This is a genomic window from Gilliamella sp. B3801, assembly GCF_026536645.1.
GTDB lineage: Bacteria > Pseudomonadota > Gammaproteobacteria > Enterobacterales > Orbaceae > Gilliamella > Gilliamella apicola_I.
In genome coordinates this window covers 66,836-84,374 of sequence record NZ_JAFNNR010000012.1, presented here as the reverse complement: position 1 = coordinate 84,374, position 17,539 = coordinate 66,836, and the positions used below count along the sequence as shown (strand labels likewise).

12 protein-coding genes and 1 CRISPR repeat array are annotated in these 17,539 nt (G+C 38.1%); of the genes, 3 read left to right on the top strand and 9 right to left on the bottom strand.

The window, feature by feature from the left end; genetic code table 11:
• Positions 1 to 827 precede the first annotated feature (827 nt).
• Positions 828 to 2,138: a CRISPR direct-repeat array (repeat unit 29 nt; unit sequence GTGTTCCCTGTATACACAGGGATAAACCG).
• A gap of 176 nt (positions 2,139 to 2,314) precedes the next feature.
• A complete protein-coding gene (locus tag J3U14_RS10525; protein ID WP_267352220.1) occupies positions 2,315 to 4,627 on the bottom strand; it encodes a zinc/cadmium/mercury/lead-transporting ATPase in 2,313 nt (770 codons plus the stop codon).
• Positions 4,628 to 4,838: 211 nt separating this feature from the next.
• Here J3U14_RS10525 and J3U14_RS10520 point away from each other — a divergent pair, with 211 nt between their 5' ends.
• Positions 4,839 to 6,044: an MFS transporter gene (locus tag J3U14_RS10520; protein WP_267352219.1), complete on the top strand. Its 1,206-nt coding sequence runs from the start codon at positions 4,839 to 4,841 to the stop codon at positions 6,042 to 6,044.
• Positions 6,045 to 6,091: 47 nt separating this feature from the next.
• On the opposite strand, the gene surE is transcribed toward J3U14_RS10520, so the two are convergent.
• A complete protein-coding gene (surE, locus tag J3U14_RS10515) occupies positions 6,092 to 6,874 on the bottom strand; it encodes a 5'/3'-nucleotidase SurE (protein WP_220215340.1) in 783 nt (260 codons plus the stop codon).
• Positions 6,875 to 6,895: 21 nt separating this feature from the next.
• Complete coding sequence (locus J3U14_RS10510; RefSeq protein ID WP_267352218.1) at positions 6,896 to 7,750, bottom strand: neutral zinc metallopeptidase; 855 nt, start codon at positions 7,748 to 7,750, stop codon at positions 6,896 to 6,898.
• A gap of 429 nt (positions 7,751 to 8,179) precedes the next feature.
• Here J3U14_RS10510 and proP point away from each other — a divergent pair, with 429 nt between their 5' ends.
• Positions 8,180 to 9,673, top strand: a complete 1,494-nt coding sequence (proP, locus tag J3U14_RS10505; RefSeq protein ID WP_267352217.1) for a glycine betaine/L-proline transporter ProP — start codon at positions 8,180 to 8,182, stop codon at positions 9,671 to 9,673.
• A gap of 351 nt (positions 9,674 to 10,024) precedes the next feature.
• Here the strand turns inward: proP and J3U14_RS10500 are convergent, their stop codons facing one another.
• The 6 genes from J3U14_RS10500 to J3U14_RS10475 form a co-directional block, all read right to left on the bottom strand.
• Entirely contained in the window at positions 10,025 to 11,140 is a 1,116-nt protein-coding gene (locus J3U14_RS10500) for an ABC transporter permease (RefSeq protein WP_267352216.1), read from the bottom strand.
• A gap of 17 nt (positions 11,141 to 11,157) precedes the next feature.
• Entirely contained in the window at positions 11,158 to 12,276 is a 1,119-nt protein-coding gene (locus J3U14_RS10495; RefSeq protein WP_267352215.1) for an ABC transporter permease, read from the bottom strand.
• Entirely contained in the window at positions 12,273 to 14,009 is a 1,737-nt protein-coding gene (locus J3U14_RS10490) for an ATP-binding cassette domain-containing protein (protein ID WP_267352214.1), read from the bottom strand. Before J3U14_RS10490 ends, J3U14_RS10495 begins: the two co-directional genes overlap by 4 nt.
• A 5-nt stretch (positions 14,010 to 14,014) precedes the next feature.
• The gene (hlyD, locus tag J3U14_RS10485; RefSeq protein ID WP_267352213.1) at positions 14,015 to 15,004 is read right to left on the bottom strand and encodes a secretion protein HlyD; all 990 of its coding nucleotides are present in this window, start codon (positions 15,002 to 15,004) and stop codon (positions 14,015 to 14,017) included.
• A 17-nt stretch (positions 15,005 to 15,021) separates the two neighbouring features.
• Entirely contained in the window at positions 15,022 to 15,516 is a 495-nt protein-coding gene (locus J3U14_RS10480) for a MarR family winged helix-turn-helix transcriptional regulator (protein ID WP_267352212.1), read from the bottom strand.
• 73 nt (positions 15,517 to 15,589) lie between these two features.
• The gene (locus J3U14_RS10475) at positions 15,590 to 16,474 is read right to left on the bottom strand and encodes a helix-turn-helix domain-containing protein (RefSeq protein WP_267352211.1); all 885 of its coding nucleotides are present in this window, start codon (positions 16,472 to 16,474) and stop codon (positions 15,590 to 15,592) included.
• A gap of 279 nt (positions 16,475 to 16,753) precedes the next feature.
• On the opposite strand from J3U14_RS10475, the gene fsa reads away from it, so the two are divergent.
• Complete coding sequence (gene fsa / locus J3U14_RS10470) at positions 16,754 to 17,416, top strand: fructose-6-phosphate aldolase (RefSeq protein WP_267352210.1); 663 nt, start codon at positions 16,754 to 16,756, stop codon at positions 17,414 to 17,416.
• Positions 17,417 to 17,539 lie beyond the last annotated feature (123 nt).

The window sequence follows — 17,539 nt, the reverse complement described above, 5'->3', positions numbered from 1 at the left end:
ATCAATTTATAACATTTCATACAGCTTGTTGTTCTCTATCCCTTATATACCAAATCCGTAATGCATAAGCTTAAACTGACGATTTGAAGCTAACATTTTGCATTTTATGGTTTTATTTTATGTTTTTATATAAAACCATTTTTTTAGGATAGATTATTTTTTGACAGACGACAAGCTTTTTTTTCTTTTTTTGGAAACAAATACGCAATTTATTGGAAATAATTACCCGTTATTTTTTTAATCTCAACAAATAAATTTTAATTATAAATCATTAATCAAATGGTGTTGCACAAGCAATAACCGATAAAAGTCAGAATAATGAATTTATTTCTGGCTCTTTGAATCTTGGTATAATTTCTTTATGTTCGGTTTAATCATCAATTGTTAATTTTTAAACGTTTGAAAATATAGCGCCCGTGTATTTAGTTGCTAAAGTACAACCCCTTCATCCGTAAAATTATTGAACATACTTTTAAACACTAACTGATTATTTATCGCTTAGATTTGCTAAGTGAATTAATGGGATAGCCCATTAGTTAAGTAAAAATAAGGCAAGGGCACAAAAGGAAGATGATACATGGCAATTAGTCATGACCAATTAACGAAACAAGACAAGTCAGGCTGTAGGCAAAAATAGGCTGGTGCGCAAGAAAGTTGTAAAAAGATGAAATGCCTAAAATAACATTTGGAAAGTAACTAACTATATGATAAATATTTAATTCTATTTTAGATAGCTAACAAAGGAGATCGCCTAAAAAAACAACAAAAAAGTTGGTGGAATTTTACACTTTGCTATTTTAATTAATAAACAATAGGTTATAATTAGGGTGTTCCCTGTATACACAGGGATAAACCGTATTATGGCCATCAAAAATGAAAAACTGGCCCGTGTTCCCTGTATACACAGGGATAAACCGGCGTCAGTATTCCTGGTGTTTGGATTGATAGAGTGTTCCCTGTATACACAGGGATAAACCGGAACATAGCCATGATATAACGACGCCGTGGCTGTGTTCCCTGTATACACAAGGATAAACCGATCAGGCGATGATATTGTTTCGTGATGCGGTTGTGTTCCCTGTATACACAGGGATAAACCGGCAATCCCGTTATCACGAATTAATGACAAAAAGTGTTCCCTGTATACACAGGGATAAACCGCCGAGCGAATCGAACTCATGCTTAAAATGTCCGTGTTCCCTGTATACACAGGGATAAACCGTATAAGATGTTAATTTTTGTCCTTGGGTAAAGGTGTTCCCTGTATACACAGGGATAAACCGGCTTTTTTATCAGAGGCTCAATTGCAGGGTAAGTGTTCCCTGTATACACAGGGATAAACCGCTACCTGCGGAATTACAGGGGAAAACGGTCGAGTGTTCCCTGTATACACAGGGATAAACCGCGCAGTCTGGCTCGTGCCGCGTTTAACCGATTGTGTTCCCTGTATACACAGGGATAAACCGCGGTGGACGTTAGTGCAAATTATACAGTTAATGTGTTCCCTGTATACACAGGGATAAACCGGTCTTTTGCAAACCATTTTTGGATTAATATTAGTGTTCCCTGTATACACAGGGATAAACCGTGGTTACGAGGGCTTACCCTACGATTCATCAAGTGTTCCCTGTATACACAGGGATAAACCGCTAAACAACAAGAAGAGCGGCTAAATAAATTATGTGTTCCCTGTATACACAGGGATAAACCGCAACTGACATATAGGATAGCTCATGGTTTGCTGTGTTCCCTGTATACACAGGGATAAACCGTATTGACGTTTTTACTCACCTTTTCATCGAGCGTGTTCCCTGTATACACAGGGATAAACCGCTGGGATTGTTATTAGGCAAATGCTAGCTGAAGTGTTCCCTGTATACACAGGGATAAACCGAACAAAAGTTCTTAAGTCAATTTGAAACCGATGTGTTCCCTGTATACACAGGGATAAACCGGTACTACGATTGAAGAATTTCGCACAGATTTTGTGTTCCCTATACACATAGGGATAAACCGTTACCCCGGTGCACGTATCGATGAGAACGGCAGTGTTCCCTATACACATAGGGATAAACCGGGCTTTCGGCTGCTGCATCTAATACTCGACCGGTGTTCCCTATACACATAGGGATAAACTGTTCGCATGCGAACAAAAATGGATAATAGGTAAGGTTTCCTTTATTCTTATTAGCGCCAAGCAGGCATTTTGTGAAAATCCCTGCTTGGTGGGCGTAGATAGATGCCATATGGTTTTAAAACGTCTAAAAACTCATTTTTTGACAATGGCGTTTCTGCAACTTGTCATTTATAATCCTTATTTTTTAAGTTTAAGCAATCTTAATGCATTGGCTGTGACAATCGCTGTTGTTCCCGAATCAGCTAATACAGCAAGCCAAAGTCCTGTAATACCAAATAGGCTGGTAATTAAAAATATCAACTTAATGCCTAAAGCAATTGTAATATTCTGTTTGATATTACGGTTAGCAAAGCGCGTTAAACGTATCAATTTTGGTAAACTCAATAAACTATTTTTGGTTAAAGCCGCATCGGCTGTTTCGAGTGCGACATCTGTTCCGCTACCCATTGCAATACCTACAGTAGCGGCTTTCATGGCAGGGGAGTCATTAATACCATCGCCAACCATGGCAATAGCGGTTGTGGTGCTTATTTTTTCAATTTCATTTAATTTATCGGCCGGTAAAAGTTCCGCTCGGTAATCAATATTGAGTTGTTGGGCAATAGCTTTGGCTGCTCGTTCATTATCACCTGTTAACATCAAGGTTTTTAAGCCTAATTGATGAAGTTGATTAAGTGCACTGACCGCATCTTGGCGAAGTACATCTTGCAAAGCAATGATACCCAATAATTTTTGATGAGATACTACAACGACAACCGTTTTTCCTTCAGTTTCAAGCTGTTGTATAAGCTGTGCATCTTCTTGGGGTAATTGGGTTGATAAGGTGTCGAGTCTATTCGGGGCTACAACGTAAAAAGTCTCTTGATTGATATCTCCTTGAATACCGACCCCAGCAATCGCTTTACGATTATTGGCTTCAGTAAAAAAAATCTTATTTTGTTTAGCATAGTCAAGGATAGCTTTGGCTAACGGATGATGTGATCCACTTTCCACCGCAGCAACAACAGTTAACAAGTGTTCGGTTGTGATATCACGATTGATAACATCGGTAACTTGAGGTTTGCCTTCGGTCAGGGTTCCGGTTTTATCAAAAGCAATCATTTTGATTGAACCTATATGTTCTAGGGCTGCACCGCCTTTAATTAAAACACCATATTTAGCCGCACTCGATAACGCAGAAGTAATAACAGCCGGTGTTGATATCACTAACGCACATGGGCAACCTATTAGTAGTAACGTTAATCCACGATAAATCCATGTGTACCAATCAGTCTGAATCAATAGAGGCGGAATAACCATTACTAATAGCGATAATAGGGCAATAGCAGGGGTATAATAGCGACTAAATCGATCAATAAATCGCTCTATCGGTGCTTTGCGTTCTTCAGCATCTTCAATAAGTTGTAAAATACGGTCAACAGCGTTTTGTCCTGTTTCTGAGACAACTTTTAATTGAATGGTGTTATCTACCACTAGTGAGCCAGCTAAAATTTTATCACCATATAAATAATTGACTGGAATCGATTCCCCTGTTAGTGCGCTTTCATCAATGCTGGCTTGCTCACTGATTAAGATCACATCTGCCGGTAATCGACCGCCTGATGATATTTCGATAATATCGTCAGGTTTAAGACTATGACTTGCCACCGTTTTTCGATTTCCATCAACAACAATCACGGTTTCTTCTGGCATTAATTCAACCAGTGAGGAGATACCTTTTTTAGCTTTATTGCTGGCAATCCCTTCAAGCATTTCGCCAATCATAAACAAAAAAATCACCATGGTGGCTTCTTCTGCGGCACCGATAAATAGCGCACCAATAGCCGAAATACTCATTAGCGTTTCAATGGCAAAAGGAGTGCCACTACGGGTTAATGTGATGGCTTCTTTGGCTATTGGAATGATGCCAATAATAGCCGTAACAATGAAGGCATATTTACCTATATCATGATTGATTAACAGGATGATATAACTTATTACAATTAAGATACCCAGCGTCACTAAAGGCAGTAGTGCTTTTTTATCCAAACTGTGTGAATGCTCATGATGATGTGGTGAGGATTCAAAAATAGGGGTATAACCTAATTCAACCACTTTATCTTCAATGAGTTTGATAATTTCTTTATTTTTGTTGGGCACAAATACCATGAGTTTTCCAGTTGAAAACGTCATTTTTATTTGATTGATATCGGGTAACGTTTTGATTCCATTTTCAATTTTTTGGGCGCAATGCGCACAATCCATGCCTTGAATTTTCCATGTTAATTTGACAGTTGGGCTTTGCTGGTCAGGTTCATCGGGTGGAGGATCAAGATCATTGGTTTGCGTTTGAATATGATCATGATTTTCACGTCCCAGATTGGATTGATGGTTTTTATTAATATTACGGGCATGAAGTGAATTATGTGCATGATTATGTGTGATGTTTTGGCAGCTATCATGGCAGTGATGATCAGCGTGCTGATGAGTGGATTTGTTATTATATAACATAACGTTACCTCGGCTAGTTGATGATTTTTATTGTACGCTTGTATCATTAAAAATAAATCATTTTTTTAATGATATTTGTCAAGGTTTGGTTTGTATTAATTAAAAAGGATTGAAAACAAGTCATGCGGGATTAAACCCGAATGCTTAACATGTTTTTTGTTATGCTTATTTTCAGTATATAATTATTTCATTCTATATACAGGAAATCACTATGCCGAGTACTTCATCTTTTCGACAATTAAAAGGGGTAATTTTTACTGCTTTTCTTGTTACTACTTTCATTATCGGAATCGCAGGCGCTTTACAATCTCCGACATTAAGTCGTTTTTTAACTGATGAAGTCAATGTTGATCCCATTCTTGTCGGTCTTTTTTATTCAGTCAACGCGATTGCCAGTATTGTGGGGAGTTTCTTATTGGCGAAATATTCGGATAAAAAAGGGGACAGACGATTCATTGTCATATTCTGTTGTTTAATGGGGGTTTTCAATAGTCTGGTTTTTGCCTTTTCTCGGCATTATGTCTTTTTGATTACGTTGGGCGTGTTATTTGCGGCATTATCCTCAGCGGCAATGCCACAAATTTTTGCGTTAGCACGTGAGTATGCGGTTAAAACGGGTCGTAATGTTGTGGCATTTAACTCACTTATTCGAGCTCAACTTTCCTTGGCTTGGGTTATTGGTCCACCTTTGTCATTTGCGTTAGCGATCAATTATGGTTTTACTACCATGTATCTAAGTGCAATGGGGATGTTTTTTGTTGCGATGATCTTTGTCGCCATTTTTTTGCCTTCAGTCGAAAAAAATCCGGCTACACAGCAAACTCAAGCTATGAATCAGCAGGAGATAAATCAACCGTTATTCCAAAATAAAAATGTGGTTTTTTTATTTTTATCAACCGTATTTATGTGGACAGCGAATATGATGTATATCATCGATATGCCATTATATATAAAATCGAGTTTACATCTGTCGGATTCCTTGCCGGGTCAGTTAATGGGGCTTGCTGCAGGAATCGAAATTCCGGTTATGCTAATTGCTGGTTTTTTAGTACCTTATTTAGGAAAACGTAATCTATTTTTTATTGCAATTGGCTGTGGTGTTCTGTTTTATATTGGCATCATCCTGTTCAAAAATGAAGTAGCACTATTTTCATTGCAAATTTTTAATGCACTTTTCATCGGTATTGTGGCGAATATTGGAATTATCTATTTCCAAGATCTTCTTCCTACCCGAATGGGCGTTGCTTCAACGCTTTTTAATAATGGTATAACGTGTAGCGTTATCATTGCCGGTCTGATTCAAGGTTTCGTCTCTAAAGCATTTGGACATGAAATAATATATTGGATCGCTTTAATTATGGTGGCGGTTTCTTTCCTGTTTTGTGCTTTTGTTAACGAATCAAAATCAAACCCTTAATAGTCTTTGTACGTCTTTCGATATAGGAAAGACGTACGCATTAAGCATTAGTCAAAATTTAACGCATTTTGCAATGTGTTAAGACTAGGATAATGTGTTCTTTCATAACTCATGGGCGTGATTGCAACGTAGCCACTGTTTGCTATATCCAGTTCTTTGTCTTCATGGCAAGCGGTTTGATTTCGTTTAGCTCTGAACCAAAAATAGTCATGTCCTTCTGGGTCTTTAGTCGGGGTGAGTATCAGTTCGCTTACATCCGGTTCCCCTTGTTTGGTGAGTTTATATCCTTTTATTTGATCAGCATTACAATCTGGAAAATTGACATTAAAACAGATGTTTTTAGGCATTGATAACCCATGCAATTTTCGAATGACGTTTTCAGCATGGTGTATGGCACAATGCCAATTTGTCGGTTGATTATCTTCACTGCTCACTTGGCTTAATGCCATTGCCGGTACGCCAAGGGTCATCGCCATCATGGCTGCCCCAACGGTACCCGATAAAATCGTTTCAAAGCCAACATTAGACCCATTATTAATACCGGATAAGACTAAATCAGGTAATTGGTCTGTCATTAGATGTTTTAATGCAAATAACATGCAATCTGCTGGCGTACCATAAACGGCGTATTCGGTATGAGAACGTTTAGAGACTCTGAATGGGGCTTTTAAACTGACGGAACAAGAAACGCCGCTTTGATCTATAATTGGCGCCACTACCCAAACTTCATGAGCCAGTTTTTCCGCCACATTTTTTAATATTTTGATACCTTGGGCATCGATGCCGTCATCATTCACTAATAAAATACGATTCACTAATTTGACATCCATTTTGTTTCCTTATTTTGTTCGTTACTCAGTAAAAGTGTCACATTGTTCAATTGAACCACTATCAAACCCTTTTTTAAACCAAGCGTAACGTTGTTTCGACGTGCCATGTGTAAAACTATCGGGTACTACATAGCCATCACGTTGTCGTTGTAGGCGATCATCACCAATGGCTTCGGTTGTGTTCAGTGCTTGCTCGATATCACCAACTTCAAGTAAGTTCTGTTTTTGAACTGCATTTCCCCATAACCCTGCATAGCAATCGGCTTGCAATTCTAATCTTACTGATAATTGATTATCGCTAACATCGGAATATTGTTTAAATTGTTTTAGTTGATTAAATGTGCCGAGTAGATTTTGCACATGGTGACCGATTTCATGGGCAATGACATAACCTTGCGCAAAATCACCGCCACCGCCTAGTCGCTGTTTCATCTCTTGATAGAAAGAAGTGTCCAAATAAACCGTTTTATCAATACTGCAATAAAACGGCCCCATAAAGGTTTGACCAGTACCGCAGGAGGTTTGCGTTGAACCTGTATAAAGAACTAATTTGGGTGGGATATAGGTTTTGCCGAGGCGTTTAAATTCCTGGCTCCAATAATCTTCGGTGCTAGCTAAAATGACCGACGTAAATTTCGCTGCTTGCGGATCATCAATCGCATACTCAGCGCTGTTTTGTGGAGTGCTGTTAAGATCAATAACATCAGAATTGAGTAAACCCGTTAAATCAACGCCATAATAGCCGGCGATTAAAACAACAATGAATAGAACAACTCTACCTTTACCACCAATAGGAATTCGCGTTCCTAGTTCACTTCCTGATTGTGAGCGGCGATCTTCAATATTATCACTCTCTCTTTGGTCTCTCCAGCGCATAGGAATTACCTCATCAGTTTTAGTAAAGTCATTTTAAAGGATTATTTCATGGGATACTAGGTAAAGTTAAATTTGTTACAGGTGAACGATTTAGAAAAGGGTAGGACAGCTATTTTAAAAAAAATTTAACCAGAATTGTGTCGAATATATTGACGTGAAAGTTTCAACTATCAGATTGGTTGTAATTTTACAACCTGATCTTATGTTGCTATAATTAAAGCCTATTTTTTGTCAAACTAAACGTAATTATCAAACTTAATTGATTAATAGTAATAACGATAAATCGTTTAATTCTTTTTCTGTTCCTTGTATATCTTCAAAATTTAAGTAATCAATAAACCATTTGTTGTCACTAAAGCACTATAGCAAGTCTTTATCAAAATTGTATTCAACTTATTCCATAATTTGCATGAAAATAGGCGGTTTTTTATGAAGAAGGCAAAAAAGTCAATTACAAAACCTTTGAATATTAATGATATTACCATTATTGATGATAGTAAGCTTAAAAAAGCCATTACGGCTGCTGCACTCGGTAATGCGATGGAGTGGTTTGATTTTGGTGTTTATGGTTTTTTAGCCTATATATTAGGGCAGGTGTTCTTTTCAAATGCATCGCCCAGTGTTCAAGTTGTCGCTGCGTTAGCCACTTTTTCAGTCCCTTTTTTAGTGCGTCCATTGGGCGGAGTGGTGTTTGGTTTATTAGGTGACAAATTAGGACGGCAAAAGGTGCTGTCTATGACAATTGTGATTATGTCGTTAAGTACCTTTTGTATTGGCTTAATTCCTTCTTATGCAACTATTGGGATTACCGCACCAATCTTATTGTTATTGGCGAAATTAGCACAAGGATTTTCAATTGGTGGTGAATATTCTGGAGCGGCCACCTTTGTGGCTGAATATTCGCCTGATCGTAAACGAGGATTTATGGGGAGTTGGCTGGATTTTGGGTCAATTGCAGGCTTTTTAATTGGTGCAGGGTTAGTTGTCATTTTATCTACTTTATTAGGTGATGCCAAATTTCGAGATTGGGGATGGCGTATCCCGTTCTTTTTTGCGTTACCTTTAGGGGTAATTGGTCTGTATTTACGTCATGCGCTCGAGGAAACGCCCACTTTCCAGCAACAATCTGTGTCTAATGAACAACGGTCTGAAAAACCATCTAAAATTACGTTAAAACAGATTTTAACCCAATATTGGAAGAGTTTTATGGTCTGCGTGGGCTTAGTGATCGTGACCAATGTTACCTATTATATGTTGCTGACGTATATGCCAAGTTATCTATCGCACGATTTAAATTATCATTCCGATCATGGTGTATTACTGATTATTGCAATTATGATCGGTATGCTATTTGTTCAACCTATGATTGGCTTAATAAGCGATAAAATTGGGCGAAAACCCTTTATTATTGGCGGTAGTGTGGGGCTACTCATTCTTGCTTATCCGGCCTTTATGATGATTAATAGTGATAATATTGGTTTAATCTTTTTGGGATTACTAATACTTGCCATACTACTTAATTGCTTTACAGGTGTGATGGCATCTATTTTACCAGCTATTTTTCCTACCAATATCCGGTTTAGCGCGTTAGCTATCGCTTTTAATATCTCGGTATTAATTGCCGGGGCAACCCCAACAGTGGCAGCTTGGCTTGTCGAAGAAACCAATAACTTATATATGCCTGCATACTATTTGATGGTTGTGGCAATGGTTGGGTTAGTCACTGGTTTAAAAATGCGAGAAACCGCAAATCAACCATTAAGAGGCGCCACACCAGCTGCTTCAAATCGTCGCGAAGCAAAAGAAATTTTATCGGATCATTTTGATTCAATTGAACAAAAAGTTGAAGATATTGATGAGCAAATCGAAAATCTGCAAGAACAGCGTCAAGATTTAGTCGATCAACATCCTAAACTAGATTAACGACGATAAACATAGGGACGTCGAACAGACTTTTTGAATAAGTGATTTTGCTGATATTGAACATGCTCAAATCAAGAGGGGATAAGATAATCTTCTCTTGATTCTCTCATCCCTCCAAAAAATTGAACATTATTGTATAACGGATTTACAAGTGGTAATTGTCAAAGTCCCATTGCCAAGTATTGTAAGTGTTTATTTGCTTTGGGTTTGGTGGATACTTGCCGATTGTGGTCGTTCAATTCTCTTACTGAAAGTTTATTAAAAAGGAATTGTCATGATTGGATTGTAAACCCAAAAACTTTAACAGAATTTGATTTAAACATATAAGGTTGAGTGAGGCTCTCTTTAAATTCACATATACTTTTTAAATAAATAATAAGCCATACCTCCTAATAGTATGGTGATTGCATAGAGCTTCCATAAACTTTGCCAGATGATTGAGAAATCGACATTTTTTAAATAAATCTGTTTAGTCAATTCGATAAAGTGACGCACCGGATTGATTTCAGTTAAATACTGTAAACAGAGTGGCATGTTTTCGATTGGCGCAATAAAGCCAGATAGTAAAATAGCCGGCACCATAAAGGTAATAATGCCGATAAAGGCTTGTTGTTGAGTTGAGCAAAGCGCAGAGATAAATAATCCAAATCCCACTAAAGAGAGTCCGTAACTCATCATACAGAGATAGTACCAAATAAACGATCCTTTAAACGGGATTTGATATATAAAAATACTGGCAATAAGTACTATTGTTCCTTGTAATGTTGCCACAATGATTGCCGGTATCGCTTTACCAACAAAAATTTGCCATGTCATTAAAGGTGAAATACGTAGTTGGTCAAGCGTGCCTTGTTCACGTTCTCTCGCTACTGATAACGAGGTTACGATCATAACGCCAATAGTGGTAATAAGTGCAACCAGCGAAGGTAAGATAAAATGTTTATAGTCTAAATTACTGTTATAATGGTGACGAACGATTAATCCGCCCTTATCTTGATTCATATTTTGTTGCTGATATTGCATAATAATTTGTTGAATATAGTTAGCGGCAATTTGGGCACTATTCGATTTACGACCGTCTAAAATTATTTGGATTTGTGGCGATTGTCCATTCAGTAACTTGCGAGAAAAATCAGCAGGAAATTGTACAACCACTAAGGCCTTTTGATGATTAATCGTGTCAGTAATGGCTTGCTGTGAATCTAATATCAATACGTTTGAAAAACTGCTGGCATGGGCTATACGATCGATTAACTCCGTCGTCGGTTCATCAATCGTGGGGCGATAAACGGCAATGGTCGCATTATTGACATTCAAGGTTGCAGCAAAGGGAAAGATAAAAATTTGTAGCAATACTGGCACGATTAAGATAATGCGTGTCTGTTTGTCTTGCCAAAGTAGGGCTAACTCCTTTTTGATTAGAGTTAATGTGCGGTAAAAGGCGATAGTGTTGAAAAATTTTAACATAGTATTACTCCTTTACCTTAATCTAATTGCATTCGGGTTTTTTTGAAAATCACCACAAATAACAGCAATAAACACATCAGTAAAAAGCCTGCATTAATCAGCATGACTGAAAAAATATCGCCCGCTAAAAAGAGGGTTTGTAGAATATTGACGTAGTAACGTGCAGGAATGATATAGGTAACTAGTTGAATGATAGCGGGCATGCTATTGATTTCAAATACAAAACCTGACAGCATGACCGCAGGTAAATAGGCCGCGTTTAACGCTATCATTGCTGCATTAAATTGATTCCGCGTAAGCGTGGATATTAATAAGCCAAGTTGCAAAATCACCAATAAAAATAGACTGCTGAGTAGTAACAATAACGTAAAGGATCCACGAAAAGGGACATGCATAATGCCTACGGTGACAATAAAACAGATAATTAAGGCTATTAAACCGATTAAGTAATAGGGAATCAATTTAGATAATAAGAACTCCAACTTGGTCATCGGGGTAGAGAGCAATGCTTCCATTGTGCCACGTTCCCATTCTCGAGCAACGACTAACGACGTCAATATCGAGCCAATTATCGTCATAATAATGGTTATTGCACCGGGCAAAATAAAATTTTTGCTGATTGCTGCGGAGTTAAACCAAACGTGCGAAGTCATGTCAATCATTGGTTGACTATTCATTAATTGCTGTTGACTGCGCTGCTGTAACCAGATTTGCCACACACCGGTTAAATAGCCTTGTACAAAATTAGCGGTATTCGGTTCACTTCCGTCGGTAATTAACTGAATGGCTGCTTGCCTATTTTGTACTTGTTGAGCAAAATTAACTGGAATGATAAGCATACCTCGAATTTCGCCAGCATTTAATTTTGCCGATAATGCTGAACGATTATCCAGATATATGGGTTCAATATAGGGGGAACCATTTAACACTTGGACAAAATCATGGGCAGGTTGACTGTTTTGTTCAACTAATACCCCAACACGGATTTTATTGGAATCTAAACTAATACCATAGCCAAATAAGAAGAGTAATATTAATGGAATAATAATTGACATAATCCAACTGCTCGGGTCACGAATAATCTGTTTCATCTCTTTTTTACACAGTGTTAATGTTCGAGAGAGTGAAAATATCATGTTGTTGCCCCTGAGTTAGCGTCGTTCACCAATTTAATAAAGGCTTGCTCCATGGTGGCGTTGCTTGCGACCGATTGTTTAAGTTGGTTAGGCGAACCCAAAGCAATTAACTTGCCACCATTAATTAATGCAATGCGATCACAATATTCGGCTTCGTCCATAAAGTGAGTGGTGACCATGACCGTAACCCCTTTTTCGACTAAACTGTTGATATGGATCCAGAACTCACGACGAGTGATAGGATCGACGCCAGATGTCGGTTCATCAAGAAATACAATATCGGGTTTATGCATCAACGCACAGGCTAAAGCTAATCGCTGTTTGAATCCTAAGGGGAGTGATTCTGGTGTTTTGTCTAAAATCGGCTCAAAATTAAATGCGGTTATCATTTCATTCATGCGCAGTGTTTGTTCACTGCCCATTAAGCCGTAGATGCCTGAAAAGAAGATTAAATTTTGGCGTACAGTTAATCTGTCATATAAAGAAAAACGTTGTGCCATATAGCCAATGCGTTCACGTACTTTAGTTGCACTTTTTTTGAGATCAAATCCCAATACTAACGCTTGCCCATCACTAATCGGTAATAAACCACACATCATTTTAAATGTTGTCGATTTACCTGCGCCATTGGGCCCTAATAAACCAAATATTTCACCACGCTTTATGGCAAAATTAACATGATCCGTTGCAATAAAATTACCAAAAGTTCGGGTAAGATCTTTTGCTTCTATGACAATATCGTTTGGCAGACCGGCAACCTGCGGCATAATTTTAGTTAATATTGATTCTTTTTGAGTTATTCCGCCTAATCGGTCAATAAACGCATCTTCAAACCGTCCTAAGGTAGGTTGATAAGTGATGTTAGTTGTCCCAAGTTTTGCTATGACTTGTTCAATGGCGTGATTCGGCTTGAGTATTAAGCGAATACGATCACCTTCGATCACGCCGTCACTGACTTCAGGGAGTTTTAAGGCCGTTTGTAATAACCGACGATGTGAAATTGGCGAAGCGAGCAGGTAAACCCGATCTTTGACACGTTCAGTTAAACATGAGGGTTGACCTTGAAAGAGTAATTCACCTTGATTCATCAGTAAAATTGTTTCACATTGCTCGGCTTCATCAAGATAAGAGGTGCTCCAGATAATTAACATCCCTTCTTTGGCTAGTTGATGAACCATGTGCCAAAGTTCTTGGCGTGAAATAGGATCCACGCCAACACCAGGCTCATCAAGTAGTAATATTTGTGGATCGCCAAGCAAAGTACATGCTAACCCCAGTTTTTGCTTCATTCCCCCCGATAACTTGCCCGCCAAACGTTGGGTAAATTTAGTTAAATCGGTGAATTTTAGGAGTTTGGCAAAAATTTGTTGACGTTCTTCTTGTTTGATATGTCGCAGATCAGCAAATAAATTAAGGTTTTCACTAACCGTCAAATCCTCGTAAAGACCAAACTTTTGAGGCATATAGCCTAAAATTGCGCGCAATTGATCCCGATCTTCAGTCGGATTATATTGCGCAACATTAATTTGACCTGCACTTGGCGAAAGCAAGCCTGCCAGCATACGCAATAGTGTTGTTTTCCCTGCACCGTCAGGGCCAACCAATCCTGTCACACCCTGTGCAAAAATTGTTGTCGATAAAGGTTTTAGTGCGACAGTGACTTGCTGATTTTTTTGCTTAAACACTTTGGTCACATGAGTGAGTTTAATTTGCTGGCGATTTTGTTTAGTCATAGCGATTATTCTGCAAATTTAATCGTTACCGGCATGCCTTGGCGCAACATATCATTCGCTTGACCGTCACCAGTTTGACGTATTTGAATACGTAAGCGGTAAACTAAATCTGTACGTAATACAGGGGTTTCGACGGTTTTAGGTGTAAATTCGGCCGTAGGCGATACAAAACCAATCTGTCCAATATAAGGTTTATCTGGCTGTGAATCGGTATAAACATAGACAGTTCTACCCGGAATGGCTTGATGTAAATTGACCTCGTCAATATAAGCACGTACCCAGACAGGTCTATCTATAGATATAGCATAAATCGGGGTTCCTGCGGTTAACATTGTGCCTGATTCTACTGCTCGAGTTAAAATGGTGCCGTCGGTTGGTGCATAAAGTTCGGTATCCGATAAGTTAAGTTCCGCTTGGTCTAACTCGGCTTTAGCCGCTTGCACGGTGGCTTGTGCTGCTTCAATTTCTTCTTTTCGGTAACCATTAGTAAGTTGATCAAGTTTTTGCTTTGCTGTTTGTAAATTAGCGTTAGCTTGATTACGTAATGTTAAACTGTTTTCAAGTTGATCTTTAGAAATGGATGATGATTTCATCAATTTGACCATGCGTTGGTAGTTATTTTCAGCATAATCATAACTTGCTTGATATTGTAAAACTTGTGCTGCTGCTTGGGCAACTTCTTCTTTACGATATCCGGTTATCATTAAATCAAGTTGCGCCTGCTTTACCATCAGATTTGCTTTCGCTCTATTTAAAGCGATTTGATAAGGTTTTGCATCCAGTTTAGCTAATAGATCACCTTGTTTAATCGAATCACCTTCTTCGTGATTTAATTGTATTAAGCGTCCTGATACACGAAAGCTACTGTTTACCGTTCTGATATCCACATTACCATATAAAATCAGCGATGAAGGACTTTTATACATGAACCAAATCGCCCAAATTACTGCAATAATAATTAATATTAACAGGGCGATAAGTCCTTTTTGTTTCATGGATATTCTCATTTAGTTTACTCGGCAAGATGTTTTAAAAGTTTAGATAAGATTGTGCGTAACTGTTGACGTTCTTCTTGGGTAATAACTTGCCAAGCTTGAACCACTTTTTTTTCCATGGGCGGTATTTCATATTGAAAAAAATGGATGCCTTTTTTGGTTAAAATTAAGCAATGTGAGCGACGATCATGCGGATCAGCTTGGCGGGCGACTAAGTCATTTCCCACCAGTGTATCAACAAAACGGGTAATTTGTACGCGAGTAAAATTGGTTAATTCGCTGATTTGCGATGGTTTTACCCCTTCAGGGTGAAAGGCGTTAATCACTAATAAAACCGCAAATAATTTATCATCTAATTCATAATGTCGGTAGGTTTGATTCAAATTTTCTAATAGTGCTTCGGTACTAAATTGCAATAAGCGACTTAAAAAAATCTCGTCATAGTTTGAAGAGAGTCCACGAGCTTTAAATTTTTCAATCAGTTTTTCAACGGTTGCTATCGGGATTGCCATCACATCACCTTATTTAGATAGTTTCATTTGAAACTATATCAAATGAAATTACTTTTCACAACCATTAATTTAGTTAACTAGTTTTGTTGTTATCCGTCATCTGTAATAATTTACTATGATATTGGCGACGGTATTCGGTCGGGGTACGTTCAGTTTTTTTTCTGAAGATTCGACAAAAATAGTGACTATCTTTGAAACCTGAAGCTAAGGCAATATCTTTGATATTTAAATCATAGTCTCTAAGGCGAGTTTTTGCATATTCCAGACGTACATGGGTAAGATATTCATTCAAACCTATTTTACCTTCTCGCTGGAATAGGTGAGATAGATAATTGGGTGAAATATAGAACATTTTAGCGAGAAAATCTCGGGTAATATCGTCACGAAAATGGCTATCAATATATTGCCGAATTGCCTCAAATAAGCTAGCTGTTTTGGTTGAGGTTTTGACATCAACATTCAGTAAGTCGAAGGTATGACTTAATAAGCTTTGAATAAGATGATAAGCGGTAGGAGCACGCTCGCAAGGCTGATGCTGCCAAGTTAGTTCAGCTAGCGCTTGAATGATAAACGCCCCAATACGTGCGCCTCGCCTAGGTACATTAATTTGATCATAAGATGTCAGTGCTTGACCGTCCCACTGGTTGATAGTCATGCTAATTTGTTGTTTATCATACAGGATGCTTAATGTGGTGAAGGGGGTTGTATAAGCGGGCTTGCTCCAACTTTGTGCTGTGATATATAAAAGATCGCTAGGAAATAACGTTTTTTCAATAATGTTTCCCTGATAGTCTGCCCATTGTATAGATTGTTTTCCCTTTATCATGATTTCTATTCTGGGTAAACTGACTTGATCAGCAAGTAGTGGTGCTGATTGAGCATAATTAGCAAAATAAATCTGATTCGTTTGTTGATGATTAAGGCATTTTGCTAGCACTTCATTGATCGTTATCGCCATATCGCTATCTTCATAAAATAATATCGTAGATAAATCGAGTTATGTATCGTAATCATGATTATATACTGCCAAAAAGTATTTTATAGTATCAAGTAAATCATTAATTTTATCAATAGTTTATTCTTAAAATGTTTTTAGTGTGATCTCACTCACATTTTCTTATCAAGCGTACAAATATCCAGTAAATCGCAGGATTGTCATCTAGGCTATCGGTTACAGATTACTTAGTATGGTACCAATACAGTGATTAATGATTTGAACATTCAGCAGGAGTTAACCATGGAATTATATTTAGATACCGCCGATATTGAAGCCATTAAACGTCTAGCCCCCATTTTACCGATTAATGGCGTCACAACCAATCCAAGCATTGTGGCAAAATCCGGTCAATCACTCTTTACCTTATTATCGACACTGCATGATTTATTGGGCGCCGATAAATTACTGTTTGCACAGGTACTTTCAAGCGATGCATCATCCATGATAAAAGAGGCAGAACAACTCAGAAGAGTCGTACCCAATATTGTCACTAAGATTCCTGTTAATGCAGAAGGACTGAAAGCGATTAAAGCTTTAACACAACAAGGAATTCCTACTTTAGGCACTGCTGTTTATGGCGCAGGGCAGGGATTATTAGGTGCGCTAGCTGGGGCTAAATATATTGCGCCTTATGTCAATCGAATTGATGCCCAAGGCGGCAACAGTAAAGATACCGTGCAAGAATTACAAAAACTGTTAGCGTTACATTGTCCTCAAACCATGGTATTGGCGGCAAGTTTTCGCACACCTAGGCAAGCATTAGATTGTCTGTTAGCAGGATGTGAATCTATTACCTTACCGGTGGATGTAGCTGAACTATTTATCTCCGATCCAGCTGTAGATGCTGCGATAGTAAAATTTGAACAAGATTGGCGTAATGCGTTTGGTTCACTGACTTATTAATTTAAACTGTCATCATCTGTTATCACATTCCGCCTAATTGGGTGGAGTGTGTTTGTCTGTGTTTCTGAGCAATAATTGAAAAGATAGCCTAAAAATTTAAGTTTTGTTGTATGATAGTTAAAA

Excerpts from the sequence above, each read along its gene's own strand:
- J3U14_RS10500 (WP_267352216.1), bottom strand. The coding sequence starts at position 11,140 with ATGTTAAAATTTTTCAACACTATCGCCTTTTACCGCACATTAACTCTA.
- J3U14_RS10520 (WP_267352219.1), top strand. The coding sequence starts at position 4,839 with ATGCCGAGTACTTCATCTTTTCGACAATTAAAAGGGGTAATTTTTACT.
- hlyD (WP_267352213.1), bottom strand. The coding sequence starts at position 15,004 with ATGAAACAAAAAGGACTTATCGCCCTGTTAATATTAATTATTATTGCA.
- J3U14_RS10495 (WP_267352215.1), bottom strand. The coding sequence starts at position 12,276 with ATGATATTTTCACTCTCTCGAACATTAACACTGTGTAAAAAAGAGATG.
- proP (WP_267352217.1), top strand. The coding sequence starts at position 8,180 with ATGAAGAAGGCAAAAAAGTCAATTACAAAACCTTTGAATATTAATGAT.
- surE (WP_220215340.1), bottom strand. The coding sequence starts at position 6,874 with ATGGATGTCAAATTAGTGAATCGTATTTTATTAGTGAATGATGACGGC.
- J3U14_RS10480 (WP_267352212.1), bottom strand. The coding sequence starts at position 15,516 with ATGGCAATCCCGATAGCAACCGTTGAAAAACTGATTGAAAAATTTAAA.
- J3U14_RS10475 (WP_267352211.1), bottom strand. The coding sequence starts at position 16,474 with ATGGCGATAACGATCAATGAAGTGCTAGCAAAATGCCTTAATCATCAA.
- J3U14_RS10490 (WP_267352214.1), bottom strand. The coding sequence starts at position 14,009 with ATGACTAAACAAAATCGCCAGCAAATTAAACTCACTCATGTGACCAAA.
- fsa (WP_267352210.1), top strand. The coding sequence starts at position 16,754 with ATGGAATTATATTTAGATACCGCCGATATTGAAGCCATTAAACGTCTA.
- J3U14_RS10510 (WP_267352218.1), bottom strand. The coding sequence starts at position 7,750 with ATGCGCTGGAGAGACCAAAGAGAGAGTGATAATATTGAAGATCGCCGC.
- J3U14_RS10525 (WP_267352220.1), bottom strand. The coding sequence starts at position 4,627 with ATGTTATATAATAACAAATCCACTCATCAGCACGCTGATCATCACTGC.